The 14623-nt window shown below is 46.0% G+C and carries 13 protein-coding genes; 9 read left to right on the forward strand and 4 right to left on the reverse strand.

Going from position 1 to position 14623, the window contains the following annotated elements; all coding sequences use genetic code 11:
• Positions 1-27: 27 nt before the first annotated feature.
• From SOHN41_RS15225 to SOHN41_RS15235, 3 genes are read right to left on the reverse strand one after another with little or no spacing between them, the layout of a single operon-like run.
• Positions 28-906 (reverse strand): neutral zinc metallopeptidase, encoded by an 879-nt coding sequence (locus SOHN41_RS15225; RefSeq protein WP_007650670.1) that lies wholly within the window; start codon positions 904-906, stop codon positions 28-30.
• Positions 907-953: 47 nt separating this feature from the next.
• A complete protein-coding gene (locus tag SOHN41_RS15230; protein WP_007650672.1) occupies positions 954-1379 on the reverse strand; it encodes a hypothetical protein in 426 nt (141 codons plus the stop codon).
• Between the two features lie 11 nt (positions 1380-1390).
• A complete protein-coding gene (locus tag SOHN41_RS15235) occupies positions 1391-1624 on the reverse strand; it encodes a hypothetical protein (protein ID WP_007650674.1) in 234 nt (77 codons plus the stop codon).
• Positions 1625-1814: 190 nt separating this feature from the next.
• On the opposite strand from SOHN41_RS15235, the gene SOHN41_RS15240 reads away from it, so the two are divergent.
• From SOHN41_RS15240 to SOHN41_RS15260, 5 genes are all read left to right on the forward strand, one after another.
• Complete coding sequence (locus SOHN41_RS15240; protein ID WP_007650676.1) at positions 1815-3311, forward strand: helicase HerA-like domain-containing protein; 1497 nt, start codon at positions 1815-1817, stop codon at positions 3309-3311.
• Positions 3312-3643: 332 nt separating this feature from the next.
• Complete coding sequence (locus SOHN41_RS20535) at positions 3644-3766, forward strand: hypothetical protein (RefSeq protein WP_007650677.1); 123 nt, start codon at positions 3644-3646, stop codon at positions 3764-3766.
• A gap of 428 nt (positions 3767-4194) precedes the next feature.
• Positions 4195-5151, forward strand: a complete 957-nt coding sequence (locus SOHN41_RS15250; RefSeq protein ID WP_007650682.1) for a TAXI family TRAP transporter solute-binding subunit — start codon at positions 4195-4197, stop codon at positions 5149-5151.
• A 103-nt stretch (positions 5152-5254) separates the two neighbouring features.
• Positions 5255-7288 carry a TRAP transporter permease gene (locus SOHN41_RS15255; RefSeq protein WP_007650685.1) on the forward strand — a complete coding sequence of 678 codons (2034 nt, stop codon included), beginning with the start codon at positions 5255-5257 and terminating at the stop codon, positions 7286-7288.
• Positions 7289-7332: 44 nt separating this feature from the next.
• A complete protein-coding gene (locus tag SOHN41_RS15260) occupies positions 7333-7737 on the forward strand; it encodes a DUF1850 domain-containing protein (RefSeq protein WP_007650687.1) in 405 nt (134 codons plus the stop codon).
• A 94-nt stretch (positions 7738-7831) separates the two neighbouring features.
• Here SOHN41_RS15260 and SOHN41_RS15265 read toward each other — a convergent pair whose 3' ends face one another.
• Positions 7832-8551, reverse strand: coding sequence for a FadR/GntR family transcriptional regulator (locus SOHN41_RS15265; RefSeq protein WP_007650688.1), 720 nt, complete (start codon positions 8549-8551; stop codon positions 7832-7834).
• A gap of 275 nt (positions 8552-8826) precedes the next feature.
• Between SOHN41_RS15265 and SOHN41_RS15270 the strand changes: the two genes are divergently transcribed.
• The 4 genes from SOHN41_RS15270 to SOHN41_RS15285 all read left to right on the forward strand — a co-directional run bounded on the left by SOHN41_RS15270 (position 8827) and on the right by SOHN41_RS15285 (position 14461).
• Positions 8827-10065 carry an OprD family outer membrane porin gene (locus tag SOHN41_RS15270; protein WP_037459335.1) on the forward strand — a complete coding sequence of 413 codons (1239 nt, stop codon included), beginning with the start codon at positions 8827-8829 and terminating at the stop codon, positions 10063-10065.
• A 140-nt stretch (positions 10066-10205) separates the two neighbouring features.
• Positions 10206-11942: a tannase/feruloyl esterase family alpha/beta hydrolase gene (locus SOHN41_RS15275; RefSeq protein WP_007650691.1), complete on the forward strand. Its 1737-nt coding sequence runs from the start codon at positions 10206-10208 to the stop codon at positions 11940-11942.
• 437 nt (positions 11943-12379) lie between these two features.
• Positions 12380-14047, forward strand: coding sequence for an FAD-dependent oxidoreductase (locus SOHN41_RS15280; RefSeq protein WP_007650692.1), 1668 nt, complete (start codon positions 12380-12382; stop codon positions 14045-14047).
• A 69-nt stretch (positions 14048-14116) separates the two neighbouring features.
• A complete protein-coding gene (locus SOHN41_RS15285; RefSeq protein WP_037459337.1) occupies positions 14117-14461 on the forward strand; it encodes a cytochrome c3 family protein in 345 nt (114 codons plus the stop codon).
• Positions 14462-14623: the final 162 nt, after the last annotated feature.

A 14623-nucleotide genomic window follows, 5' to 3' on the forward strand; every position in this document is an offset into this window, starting at 1 on the left:
CAATCCCACTCTGAGGCTATGTTGTAACTAGTTGTGGTTAAAGGTATTACAGCTAGCGAGCTTGCCAGAGGCAAAACCCGTCCTAAACCATTTTACCCTGTCCGCCGAACTGCCATGGGTAAAGGCTTCGGGTTGTACTGCGCGCCCAGCTAATTTTTGCAGGCGATCATCCCCCACGGCACTCGCCGCGGCAATCCCCTCCTCCACATCTCCGGCTTCGAGCAGATTGAACTGCCTGTCGACATAATGCCCCCACACACCGGCATAACAATCGGCTTGCAATTCGAGGGCGACACTCAATTGATTGGCCTGCGCTTTGCCAGCGGCTTGCTGGGCCTGACGCACTTTAGTGCTAGTACCGAGTAAGTTTTGTACATGGTGGCCAACTTCGTGGGCAATCACATAGGCAAAGGCAAAATCCCCCGGTGCTCCAAGCTTTTTCAGCTCCCCGAGAAAACTTAAGTCGATGTACACTTTACTGTCGGCGGGGCAATAGAAAGGCCCGGATTGCGCCTGCCCCATGCCGCATCCCGTTGAGGTCATATTGCGATACAGCACCAACTTAGGCTCGATATATTGCCCTTGCAGCAACTGATCCCAAACGGTTTCTGTCGTACCGAGGATCGCCGCTACAAACTGAGCATTTTCATCCTGAGCCGCCGTTTTGCCCGCCGATTGTGACTGGCTAAAACCCGCTTGATTGCTCGGCTCGAGGGATAATCCCCCCGTAAAATATTGGAAAGCAAAATACAGTCCGCCTAGCAGTAATATCACTCGGCCGATTTTGGTGCGAAGCAGAAAAGGCAGCAAACGCAGCAGGAGCGCGCTGGGCACACCCGCCGAGGCCATCTGTTGGTCTCGTCTGTCTTCGATATTGGAGCTGCGGTTACTGTCACGCCAACGCATTGGATTTCCTAGGCTATGGGTATGGAGTCTCGGTTTCAGTTTAACCGTTATTTGGGATCATTCTGCTCGGCGGGCGCCTCTTTTAATGAGCGTAAGAACAGCCCGAGCCCACCAAAGGCTAACACTAAAATCACGATCAACTCGAAGGCCGACATGGCTCTAAAGTGAAACTGAATCGAGCTTATCACGCCGACAATTAAGGCGACTAATGAGCCCAAGGTGAGCAACCAGCCAAGCTTAGTCTTGGCATCAAAAAACACCATCACTATCCCTAGGATAAACGGCAACATTACCATGCCGGTGGTGATAGAAAATCCCTGTCCAAAGGCATTCATTCGATAGAGCCCATAGCTGAGTCCAAAACTGGAACTCACCTGTATAGCATTGAATAACAGATAAAATCCTGCACACATCATGGCAAGTCCGATAAAAAACTGGCCAATACCGCCCTGTGTTCCACCCGCTCCCTTCATACCAATCCTTTCTATTGACGTTGTTGAATCGCTCTGTCGACAGCTTGTTTCAGCTGTTGGTCCTCTGCAGCCTTCTTGGCTTTTTCATGTGCTGCCAGCTGTTTTTCAGCCTCGGCCACACAGCGCTGTTTATCCAACATGGGCTCATAGGGGTCAACATCCGTCCTCGCAGAGCACGCCATCTCTGCGCAGGCAGAGATAAGCAGTGATGTGGATAAGACTAACATAATCAATGGAGTTTTCATCTTCAGTGCCTCAATAAATGCAACAGAATGGCTACACTTTACCAAGCTAGCACCGATAAGCTTTACCTAAGCTGTATCGACGATACGCTCAGCGATATTGACAGCGATTTTTTAAAGGCCAACACTGGATGATGATTTTTTATCCACAGACAACAGTTTCCCAGTACGTTAATTAAGAAAAGGACTGCGCTTGAATACTCTACTCTTAGGTAAAGGTGAGCAACAGGTTCACTTAAATCTTAAATATGCCAATCGTCATGGGCTTATCGCAGGTGCCACAGGTACAGGAAAAACCGTCTCGCTAATGAGTCTGGCCGAGGGCTTCTCACGCCAAGGTGTTCCAGTATTTATCACAGATATCAAAGGGGACATTTCTGGGCTTGCCGTGGCGGGCACTCCAAACGACAAGTTGTTACAAAGGGCGTCTCAAATCGGGATCGAGGACTATCAAACCGAGGCCAATCCCGTCGTTTTCTGGGATTTGGCGGGGACTCAAGGGCACCCTCTACGCACAACCGTCAGTGAAATGGGCCCTACCTTGCTGGGTCACATCCTCGAGCTTAATGACATCCAAAGCGGTATTTTAGATATCGTCTTTCAACTGGCTGACGACCAAGGTTTACTATTACTCGACCTCGACGATCTCCGCGCCATGCTGACCTTAGTCGCCGATGAGCGTAAGGAAATCTCCGTAAAATATGGGCTTATCAGCGCCCAATCCCTTGCAGCCATTCAACGTTCAGTCCTCGGTTTAGAGCGCGATGGCGGTAAAGACTTTTTCGGAGAACCCGCATTACAACTCGAAGACTTGATGCGAACTAACTTGCAAGGGCGCGGCATCATCAATTTGCTCGCCGCCAATAAACTGATTTTAACACCAAGATTATATTCAAGTTTTCTACTCTGGTTGTTATCAGAATTATTTGAAAATCTGCCAGAAGTTGGTGATCTCGACAAACCTAAACTGATCTTTTTTATCGATGAGGCACATCTGTTGTTTGAGGGGTGTCCGCCAAGCCTATTGAAGCGGGTTGAACAAATTATGCGCCTGATCCGCTCCAAGGGTGTTGGCGTTTATTTTTGCTCACAATTTCCAGATGATGTTCCCAATGAAATTCTCGGCCAGCTCGGCAACCGTATTCAACATGCCCTTAGGGCTTACACGCCAAGGGATCAAAAAGCCGTTAAAACCGCGGCCGAAACCTTTGTACCCAACCCTAAGCTCGTCGTCACAGATGTGATCTCCCAACTGGCGGTGGGCGAAGCCTTAGTCTCCATGTTGGCCGACAAGGGCGTACCCACTATGGTAGAACGAGCGATCATCGCCCCACCCCGCTGCCGTATGGGGCCCGCATTGCTCAATGAGCTGCAACAGATCCGAGCACAAAGTCCGATTGGTGGCAAATATGACCGTTTAATCAACCGCGAATCGGCCTATGAATTACTCCACAACAGGCGATCTGATAGTGTACCCGGACCATCAACGTCCTCAGGGAGTGCCAATCAAGCGAGCCCTAAAACAGAAGAGCAGGGCTGGTTTAGCGAGCTCATCTTCGGCAATAAACGCCGCCAAGGTTTAGCCGAAACGCTTTCTAAACAAGCTGCGCGCACTGTGGGTAATCAATTGGGAAAACAAATTCTTCGGGGGCTCCTAGGGGGAATATTAGGTAAATCAACCCGCAGATAGGCATTGTGATATTCCTATGTAGGCATAAGGGTAAGAACTGTGCTCTGGTTCGCATATTTTATAGACAGTTTAGCACTACCAATAGTATGAATTATTCTAAGTAGAGGATAGATCTCGCCACGGATTTCGGTGATAAGATTATTTTGCGAGTACAGCTCAGAGAGGCAAACAAATTCAACTAAATTATCAATGATTTTAAATGATTGTGATTTAAAAATGTTGTAATTCGAGATTTAACGTTTCGCTTCAATCAGGACATCATGGAACAGGTTTCACGCGTATGGCTTACATGATTAGCCTGATGAACAACCACAAAGTACATGGAGTTAGCTATGAGTAAAGAGCAAAAAAACCGCAAAGAAGCTAAAAAGAAGCCGTTAATGTCTGCAAAAGAAAAAAGAGCAGCAAAACACGCTAAAAATGCTTCTAAGGGTTTCTTAGAAAACACTAAATAGTGTTGTGCCACTGTTAAGTCGCACACTCGACACCAATAGAGGGTTAACTTATGTTAACCCTTTTTATTATCCACCGAAGTCCACTCAAAAAATCCCCGTTTAATGTTTGCGTAAAATAATACTAAGAATTTGTTTTTTAACACTTAAAACCTAAAGTTTCCTGCATTTTAAAATGTCACCTAGACTAAAGCAAAATCTACATTCTCTGGGTCTTTTGCTAAGGTATAAAACCGCCACATTAAAGAGCACAAACAAACTTAGCGAGGCAAACAGTTAACTCGCTTCATTTGGCGTTGGTTGTTAAACAGTATCCAAAGCCTGTATTTTGAGCAGTTTTGGGTATATAAGTAGTGATAATAAAGTCAGCAGTCAACAGAATCGATTTTAATAGCCCTAGATAACACAATAAAAAATAAGGATATTTCAGTATGAAAATCAACAAACGTTTTATCGCCGTCGGTGCAGCACTGACACTTTCACTCAGCGCAGCCACTATGGCGGCCGCACCCGCATTTATTAATATTCTCACCGGTGGCACCAGTGGTGTTTATTACCCTATTGGTGTTGCCCTATCCCAACTCTACGGTACGGGTATTGAGGGAGCCAAAACCTCAGTTCAAGCCACTAAAGCCTCGGTTGAAAACCTCAACTTACTCCAAGCGGGTCGTGGTGAGCTAGCCTTAGCCCTAGGTGATTCCGTTGCCGCGGCCTATCAAGGGGATGTCGATGCAGGCTTTAAAAAGCCATTGGATAAAATCCGTGTTATTGCCGCCGCTTACCCTAATTATATTCAAATCGTCGCCAATAAAGAGTCAGGTATCAAAACCTTGGCCGATTTAAAAGGTAAACGTATCTCTGTGGGAGCACCTAAATCGGGTACTGAACTCAACGCCAGAGCCATTTTCAAAGCGGCGGGATTAAGCTATGAAGACATGGGTAAAGTGGAGTTTTTACCCTATGCCGAATCCGTTGAGTTAATTAAAAATCGCCAGTTAGATGCAACCTTGCAGTCATCGGGTTTAGGTATGGCGGCGATTCGCGATCTAGCGGCGACTATGCCAATTAACTTTGTCGAAGTTCCTGAGAATGTCGTGCTTAAAATCAATAACCCTGCCTATCAGTACGGAGTCATTCCTGCTGGCACCTATGAAGGCCAAACCGCCGATGTATCCACGGTCGCCATTCAAAACCTATTCGTCACCCAAAGCGGTGTCTCCGATGATTTAGCCTATCAAATGGCAAAAATCATGTTTGAAAACCTAGAGCGTCTGGGCAATGCCCATTCGGCCGCCAAGGCTATTAGCTTGGATAACGCGACTAAGAAGCTACCTGCACCGCTTCACCCTGGTGCGGAGCGTTATTTCAAAGAAGTAAACGCACTCTAAGCCTTTCATCTAAACCTGTGCGACCGATTATCCACTTAAGCACTTGAGCTATAAGGCTCAAGTGCTATGTCGCCCTCTGTAGCCTAATGCTGTGAGGCATAATATGAGCGATTCCGAACAAGGCCTTAGCGCCAAGCCTGGCGACTGGCCTAAGGCACTATTTTATACCGCCTTAGTTTTCTCTATTTTTCAAATCATTACCGCCGCTTTTCACCCCGTATCGACCCAAGTGTTGCGGGCGACCCACGTAGGCTTTTTACTCTTAGTCGTGTTTTTAAGTTATCCCGCGGTGGGCAAGTCACGCCCTTGGCAACCCTTAGCTTGGTTACTGGGGCTTGCAGGTATGGCAACGGCCGCCTACCAATGGATTTTTGAAGCCGATCTTATCCAACGCTCGGGTGAATTGACCGATGCCGATATGGTGATTGGTATTGTTTTGATTATATTAGTGTTTGAAGCTGCCCGTCGAGTCATGGGGTGGGCGCTGCCCATTATCTGTAGCCTCTTCTTAGCCTACGGTTTGTTCGGCCAATATCTGCCGGGTGAGCTAATGCATAGGGGCTATGGGATTGATCAGATTATCAATCAGTTATCCTTTGGCACCGAAGGACTCTATGGTACTCCGACCTATGTATCGGCGACCTATATCTTCCTTTTTATCCTCTTTGGCGCCTTTTTAGAGCAGGCGGGGATGATCCGCCTGTTTACCGATTTTGCGATGGGGTTATTCGGCCATAAACTTGGGGGCCCAGCAAAAGTCGCCGTGGTCTCTTCCGCTATGATGGGGACGATTACGGGTTCGGGTGTCGCTAACGTAGTCACGACTGGACAATTTACCATTCCACTGATGAAACGCTTCGGCTATCGTCCCGCCTTTGCCGGTGGAGTGGAGGCAACCTCAAGTATGGGTAGCCAAATCATGCCTCCCATTATGGGCGCAGTGGCTTTTATTATGGCCGAAACCATTAACGTGCCTTTTATCGAAATCGCCAAAGCGGCACTGATCCCTGCCTTGCTGTATTTCTGCTCCGTATTCTGGATGGTACATTTAGAGGCCAAACGCGCCAATCTGTGCGGCCTACCTAAGGAGCAATGCCCCGATCCTTGGGCCGCGATTAAGGAACGTTGGTATCTACTTATCCCCTTGTTTATTTTGATCTATCTGCTTTTTTCCGGCAGAACGCCACTCTTTTCTGGCATGGTCGGCTTAGCTCTTACCTCGATTGTTATCTTAGGCTCGGCGATCGTCTTGAGGCTGCCATCGAACGCGATGCGTTTTGCATTTTGGATAGCCTTAGGTGTGCTATGTGCGGGTTTCTTCCAATTAGGGATTGCGGTGGTATTTGCTGTGATTGCCCTATTGGTGGCTGTATGTTGGTTTATTAAGGGGGGCAAAGATACCCTGACAATCTGCTTGCATGCTTTGGTGGAAGGTGCGCGTCACGCCGTCCCCGTGGGGATAGCTTGTGCCTTAGTGGGAGTGATTATCGGCATAGTGTCACTTACTGGTATCGCCTCAACCTTTGCCAGCTACATTTTGGCGGTAGGGCAAGATAATCTGTTCCTATCCTTAGTGTTAACTATGCTCACTTGTCTGGTATTGGGTATGGGGATTCCGACTATCCCAAACTACATTATCACCAGTTCAATTGCCGCCCCGGCTCTGCTGGATTTAGGCGTGCCCTTGATTGTGTCCCATATGTTTGTGTTCTATTTTGGCATCATGGCCGATTTAACTCCGCCAGTTGCCTTAGCCTGCTTTGCCGCCGCCCCTATTGCCAAAGAATCTGGGCTTAAAATTAGTCTTTGGGCGATTCGCATCGCGATTGCAGGCTTTGTGATCCCCTTTATGGCGGTTTACGATCCCGCATTAATGCTACAAAGCGATAGCTGGTTGGCTATCGGTTTTGTGGTGCTAAAAGCAACGGTCGGTATCGGGATTTGGGGCGTGATATTCACGGGTTATTTGCTGCAAAAACTCTATTGGTGGGAAAGACTGATGGGATTCCTTGCGGGGGCGAGTTTGATCCTTGCTACCCCACTAAGTGATGAAATTGGTTTTGGACTGGCTTTGCTCTTTATCGTGCAGCACAGCTGGCGAGCGCGCAAACTTAAACGCCTTGCAGAACAAGGATAAACCTTGGAATTACCTGTCATTAAAATGTGGCTGAGGGTTGGCAGATGCTAGGCCTATGTTTAGGCCTAGCTGGCACACTGTGGGCACAAGTGCCTACAGATAATTTCACCCTTGCGTGGAACCACAGCATAGAAAAAATCCGCTGGGAGGAAGACTATCACGTCACGCCCCAAGGCTTAGTGTTAGTCGAGGCGAGGGTTAAGGGGACAGGTGCGGGAATGGAAATCCCAGATGATGCTTATCTTAAGAATGGCAGCTGGCATTATCACCCCAAACTACCCAGTTTGCCTGTATTGCGCTTAGGCCGCACACCCGAAGCGGGGGATTTTGATGTTTGTTTCGCGCACGTCTCTGGTGAGATGCAATGTCAAGCCATGGGTCATTGGATTGGCGCACCAAACAAGCAAGATGCGGCGGTTGAGCTTTGGGGCTGTGACACTTTGCCTTAGTCCCCACGATGCAAAAATACCCGCCAATTTAGACGGGTATTTCACAGTATACGCTCGTGCTTACAGAGGGATAAATGGGTTTGTCAGCACTCACTTAAGCCTGTTTAAGCATATACTTACGCTCAATTTCTGCTAGGCGTAGATTAAAGTCTTGTAGATGTGCCAACATTTCAGCTTCGGCTTTCGCCTCATCTTTTGCAATAACCGCTGCGATAATGACATCATGCAAGCCTAAAGGATGAATCTCATCGGTCGGAGGCTGGAATTTAGTCGTTTGATTACTTAATAAAACCAACAAGGATTTTACAATCGCTTCTAGAAAGCGATTACCCGACATTTCCGCCAGCAAATAATGTACTTGGGATCGTAATATTACTGTATCAGGATAATTATAGTTATCACCTTCATGGCTATTGGCCTCCTGCAAAGCTTTAGCTTGCTCTGGAGTGCAATTTTTAGCGGCCATTCTAGCAACTTGGGGCTCAATCAATATTCGTGCCTGACATAGCTCAGGCAGAGAGAGTTTCCCCATCATAAATAAGTCGTGGCAGGCATCGCTCAAACGCTCAAAGGTCAAGTGCTTAACAAATGCACCACCCGTTGCCCCTTGACGAATTTCAATCAATCCACCCGCTTCGAGACTCTTAATCGCTTCTCTAACCACAGTGCGGCTGACCTGAAATAGCTCGATTAATTCACGCTCGGAGGGCAACTTATCGCCAGCCTTATAATCGCCACCTAAAATAGCATTTTTCAGTTGCAGACCAACTTCACTCGAAGCTTTTATCTGCTTAATAGGCTTGAAGATATGCAATTTATTATCTCGGATAAACTCAGTGGCGCCATCCTACCATAAAACCTAGCTAATTCAGAAAAAGTACTCCGGTATTTCCTATATTAGTGATTAAAAATTATTCATATTTGTTGATCTATGTAACATCTGTACGAATTTCGTAACTAATTTCTCATATTCATTCTTACTCCGTTGTAGATAATGGTTATACGTCATACATTTCACCTAAAGAGGTTAACAATAACCTTTTAACTCGCTCGGACCATTCCAAGCGAGCACACAAAAATAAGGAAATGATGATGAACAGATCTTATTTATCTTTACTTGTGCTATCGGTATTAAGCATTCCAGCCATTGCAGATACCAGCATTGATCAAATGTTTAGCCAAGGAACTGTGAAGGGTGAACTACGCCTATTCGACTTTACCCGTGACTTTGACGCAACCACTAACACCAAACATGACTCCTCATTCGGCGGGCTGTTTTACTACAATACTGCAAAGGTAAATGGGATCAGTTTTGGTACTAGCTTCGCGTCGGCAAACCCGATTTGGATCAACGACTCTGATGATGTTTATGGTTTAGTCGCCCGTGATGCCAACGGTGACCATGACGACGTTAACCGCTTACAAGAATATTTTGTCCAAGGTGATTGGTGGAATACTAAATTCAAATTCGGCGCACAGGAACTGCGCACTCCTATGATGAATCCCCATGATATTCGTGCGATCCCACGGACTTATCGCGGGTTTTCAGCAGAAAACAAGAGTATCGATAACCTCACACTTTCAGCCTTGTACATCACGGATTCGATGGGCTGGTCGGATAGCAATTTCATCTCTGTTAAAGAGGCGGTACAAAACGAGTTAGCAAGAGGGGGGGTTATTGCTGATGTCGCAGATAACCCTGTTTATGCCCTAGGTGCAAAATATCAATTGCCCCTTGAAACAGTCAAAACTGAAATCAATCTTTGGCACTATCGTATGGAAGATGTTTTCAACCAAACCTATGCCAAGGTGAAATTATCCACCGATGTGGGTACGACTAACCTGTACCTAACACCTTCCTATTTAACCCAACAAGCAACGGGTGATGAAACTGGCGGCCCACTGGATACCTATCAATATGGTTTCCATTTAGGTGCCAAACTTGCCGGTGCTGATATCACCTATATGTATGCCAAAACTGGCGATGACACACTTCTCACCCCATGGGGCGATGATAAAGTGGTCATTCAACAGGTATATCAATCGGCGCGGGGCGAGGAAGAAGTCAATGCATTAAGACTTGCCTATGACTTTGAGAAACTGGGCCTGAACGGGTTAGAAGCCTATGCCTTTTATGGACAGTACGAAGTTCCAACTGGTACAGCAAAAGATTTTAACGAAACTGACTTTTCAATCACCTATAAGTTTTCCGGTGCATTATCAGGTCTAGGTCTTAGAGCGCGTTATGCCATGGTCGATGTTGATCAAGGTGAAGATATTGACGATATACGTTTATATGTCACTTATAAATTTGTTTTAGGTAAATAGTCCCCAGTTTTAACTCCCCTGCACCAAACCTTATACGGGTGTATCAGCCTTGTTCGATACACCCAATTTTTGTACCGCAAAATCGCTTATACCCAATTAAAAATTGCGGTAAACACTTTGACTTAAGGATTGAGATTATAATGGAAACAAAGAATTTCTTACTTATTCCAGCCGTTGCTATGTCATGTTTTTTATTTAGCGGATGTGGAAATAACGATAACGCCGAAACCACATTACCACAATTAGCCCCGGCAACACCCGCCACTTTGAACCTATGCAGCGAAATAGCTGCACAATATAGTTTCAAAAATACTGTCATAACGAACTCACAAATCATTGCGGCAGGAAATGTTGAATATAACGCCACAGAAAATTACCGAGCACCTGAGCATTGTTTAGTAACAGGCTATATGAATGAAAGAATGGGAACTGGCATTGCGGGAGAGACTCGCTATGCCATCGGCTTTGAAATGCGTTTGCCCACCCACTGGAATGGGCGATTCTATTATCAAGCCAACGGTGGCCTCGATGGTTCGGTAGCTAAGGCTGTAGGCCGATTAGTATTTTCCGCTGGTCCAGATTCTGCCGCCCTCAATGAAGGGTTCGCTGTGATAAGTTCTGATATGGGACATCCAGCGCCAACCCCTCTCTTTGGTTTAGATCCTCAAGCAAGGCTTGACTATGGTTACAATGCGGTGGCCGAGTTAACGCCTATGGCGAAAAGTCTAATAGAAAAAGCATATGGTAAACAACCTGATAGATCATATTTTGCCGGTTGTTCTAACGGTGGTAGACACACTATGGTCGCCGCGAGTCGTTTTGCCGATATGTACGATGGCTTTCTGGTAGGCAACCCAGGATTTAACTTACCCAAAGCTGCAGTCGCACAGATGTATGGTGTTCAAGAATATTCAAAGCTGGTTGAATTTGATGGCGCAGACATCTTAGCCACACTACAAACCGCCATTACCCCTGAAGAATTTTCCCTCGTCTCCCAAAAAGTCCTCGAGCAGTGTGACGCCCTTGACGGCGTGAGCGATGGCATGATTGCCGATACCTATTCCTGTCAAAAGACCTTTGATCTTGAACGTGATGTCCCTACCTGCGCCAACGGCAGAGACAATACCTGCCTGACTGCAGAACAGAAACAGGTCTTAGGCAATGTCATGGCGGGGCCCCATAACAGTAAAACTGGTGAAGCCATTTATACTGACTTTCCATACGATGCGGGTATGGGTGGGTCAAATTGGTCTGAATGGGAATATTTTATGGCGCTAAATCGAGATCCCGGCGCAGTAGGTTTTATTTTTAGTTCACCACCAACCCCTTTTAATGGTGCAACAGAGCAATCCAGTTTGGAATTTATACAATCATTTAGCATGGATGAGGATGTTCAGAGAATCTATGCCACGGATTCAATTTACTCCGAATCGGGTATTGATTTTATGACCCCTCCCCATCCAACGGATCTTTCTGCCCTAAAAAATCGGGGCGCTAAGATGATGGTGTTTCACGGAACGTCCGATCCCGTATTTTCAGTGAACGATACGGTGAACTGGTATGACGAATTAGGCAATGCCAATGCCGGGCATGCAGAAAACTTCGCCCGCTTATTCTTAGTACCAGGTATGAATCATTGCGGGAAGGGCCCAACCACAGATAAATTTAACATGGTCCGCGCATTAGTTGACTGGGTTGAAAAAGGAGTGGAGCCTAAAAATATCACCGCCGCCGTACGACCTGAAAATACAGAATTACCCAGTGATTGGTCAAAAAGCAGAACTCGGGTCCTATGCCCATACCCCCAATTCGCAAAATATAATGGCATAGGTAATATTGAAGATGCCGCCAATTTTACCTGTGTAACACCTGAGTAATACCTAAGATATGAAGCCCCAATGCCACCTCAATATTGTTGAGGTGGCATACCTCAAATAGTGTTTATTAATAAATGAACCGCTGTTTGTTAGAAAGTTAAACATGATTAAAATCAAACTCTAATGTTTCCAGTTTATCCAAACTTATCTCATTCAATAAATTCCTATATTAGATTGTTTTTAAAAAGAATAGTCACATTCATCGCTCAAAACTCCAGCATTTTGTGAAGCACTGCAAAGATGTTATTAATAACCCTTTTGGTTTATTGTCATATGTCATACATTTAAAGGTATGTTGTTAATGGGGTGAAATTTAATCACTTTCGCACAACTGCATTTTACGTTTTTCAAACAAGCAAACATATGTGGTTATACATAGATCCAGTGTCGTTGTTATAGGGGAATCTCTTTAGCAATGAGGGCCAAAGGAGCATTACATGAGTAAAGAATCGAAAGAAATTGATCAATACACTGCTAGCGTCCTGCAAAATGGTATATCTCGAAGAAGTTTTCTGACGCGAGCCGCGATAGGTAGCAGTGGCTTAGCCTTCGCGAGTCTTGGTATGGGGTCTGCTAGTGCCGCACCAATTCAAGTTGGCACTGAATATGGTGAGATTGGTGGGGCAACCTTAAGTTTTCTGCCTAAGCCAAAACCTATTGCTGATAAAGATATTGCTACCACCCAAACCTTTGATGTGGTTGTCGTCGGTGCAGGTGCTTCGGGCGTGCCTGCGGCTCTCTCTGCCAGAGAAAGTGGTGCGAGCGTTGCTTGTTTGCAAAAACAAGCCATCCCCGTATCCCAAGGAAACACTGGCTCAGGGATTGATCTAAAAAACAGTGATAAATCGGCGGTCGAAGCCTTAGTGAGTCGTTTGATGGCGGACAACGCCCACCGCTCACATCCAGGTTTACTAAGACAATGGGCCTACAACTCGGGTGATGCTGTGTCTTGGGTTATTGACCGCGTTAAGCAAGGTGGCGGTCAAATTATCGATCAAGGAACCAAAGTACAGCACGGTATTCGTGGTATTGCAGATGAAGGTGACCGTTTAAATTTTGTCACATCATTCTGTGGCCCTAAACCCTACACCACTGGCGATGCTATTCGCGCATTAGCTAAAACGGCCGAAAAAGCCGGGGTGAAATTCTTCTTTAATACGCCAGCGCAGCAGCTAATCCAAGATGAATCAGGCAAGGTCATCGGGGTCATTGCCCAGACTCGTGACGGTAAGTATCACAAATATCTGGCTAAAAAAGGGGTCATTCTGTCTTCCGGTGACTATCAAAATAACAAAGCCATGTGTGACTTCTTCATCCCCGAACTGAAAAACTTTGAACGTAAGCAAATGGACCGTACCGGTGACGGTTTTGCTATGGCCTATTGGGCGGGTGGCGTAATCGAACCCGTTGGCCACACAAAAATGCTCCACGACTTCGATGCAGGTCCAGCCTCAATGTGCGACATGCCATTCTTAGCAGTAAACCGTAAAGGTGAGCGCTTCGTCAATGAGAAGGTTGAGATGTCTCTGATGAATAACTACTTGAAAGATGAGCAGAATGCTGGTCATTATTCCCAAGTATTTGACTCAGACTATATGACGCAAGCGAAGGATTGGCCTGGCCACCTCTATTCCCCCGAGGAGCTAAAAGCCTACATGCCTGAGGTACCTGGTGAGAAAAAAGGCGTATATCCCTCTTTGATCAATACCTATTCAGCTAACACGCTAGAAGAATTGGCAGTGAAACTGGAATGCGATCCAAAAACCTTTGTTGCTAACGTTAACCGTTACAACGAATTGTGCAAGAAAGGTAAGGATGAGGACTTCGGAAAACCTGCGAGCAAGATGGTGCCAGTACTCAAGCCCCCCTTCTACGGAATTCACCGTCGTATGAGAATCTCGACTTTATGCTCAGGTATTCTCGTTAACGAAAACCATCAAGTACTTGATGCCGATGGTAAAGAAATTCCTGGTTTATTCATTGTCGGCAACCTTGGAGCCGGTTTCTATGGTGGCGTTGACTATCCATTGACCGTATTCGGCTTGTCCCTAGGCCGTTGTTACACCTTCGGTTACTTAGCCGGCAAATACGTCGCCAAACTATAGCGCGCAAAGTCATCAAAAATGGAGGCTTCATATTTGGGCATCCAGTTAAATGAACAATGGAATAACACAATGAAGAACTTAACAATTATGCTTTCTCTTGTCTTGAGTATTTTCGCTGGCAGCGCGTTAGCAAAAGACAGTGTTCTACTCGACCAAACCCACGCAGCAAAAGGGGTAAAATGCGCCAGTTGCCATGGCTCTGAAGAACGTCAAGCTGTGCCCATGCTTAAATGTGTGCAATGCCACAACACAGAAAAGCTCGCGGCAAAAACAGCAGACGTGAAACCAACGAATCCCCATAACAACCGTCACTTCGCTACCGAGACGGATTGCGCTAAATGCCACCACGTGCATAAGAAATCTGAAAACTTATGTGTAAGCTGTCATCCACGATTTGAACTAGTGACACCATAAATCGCTGCATCACAGGTAACACGCTAAATAGCTGCTCCTATAATTTGGAACGGCTATTAAGAGCAAAAAAACCACCGCAAGGTGGTTTTTTATTTTGAATAAATAACATGTTAATCAGATCTAATTTCTAATTTAATCAATTGAATAGCAAGGCAATATAAC

It is taken from the genome of Shewanella sp. HN-41 (genome assembly GCF_000217915.1).
In the GTDB taxonomy this organism is placed as follows: domain Bacteria; phylum Pseudomonadota; class Gammaproteobacteria; order Enterobacterales; family Shewanellaceae; genus Shewanella.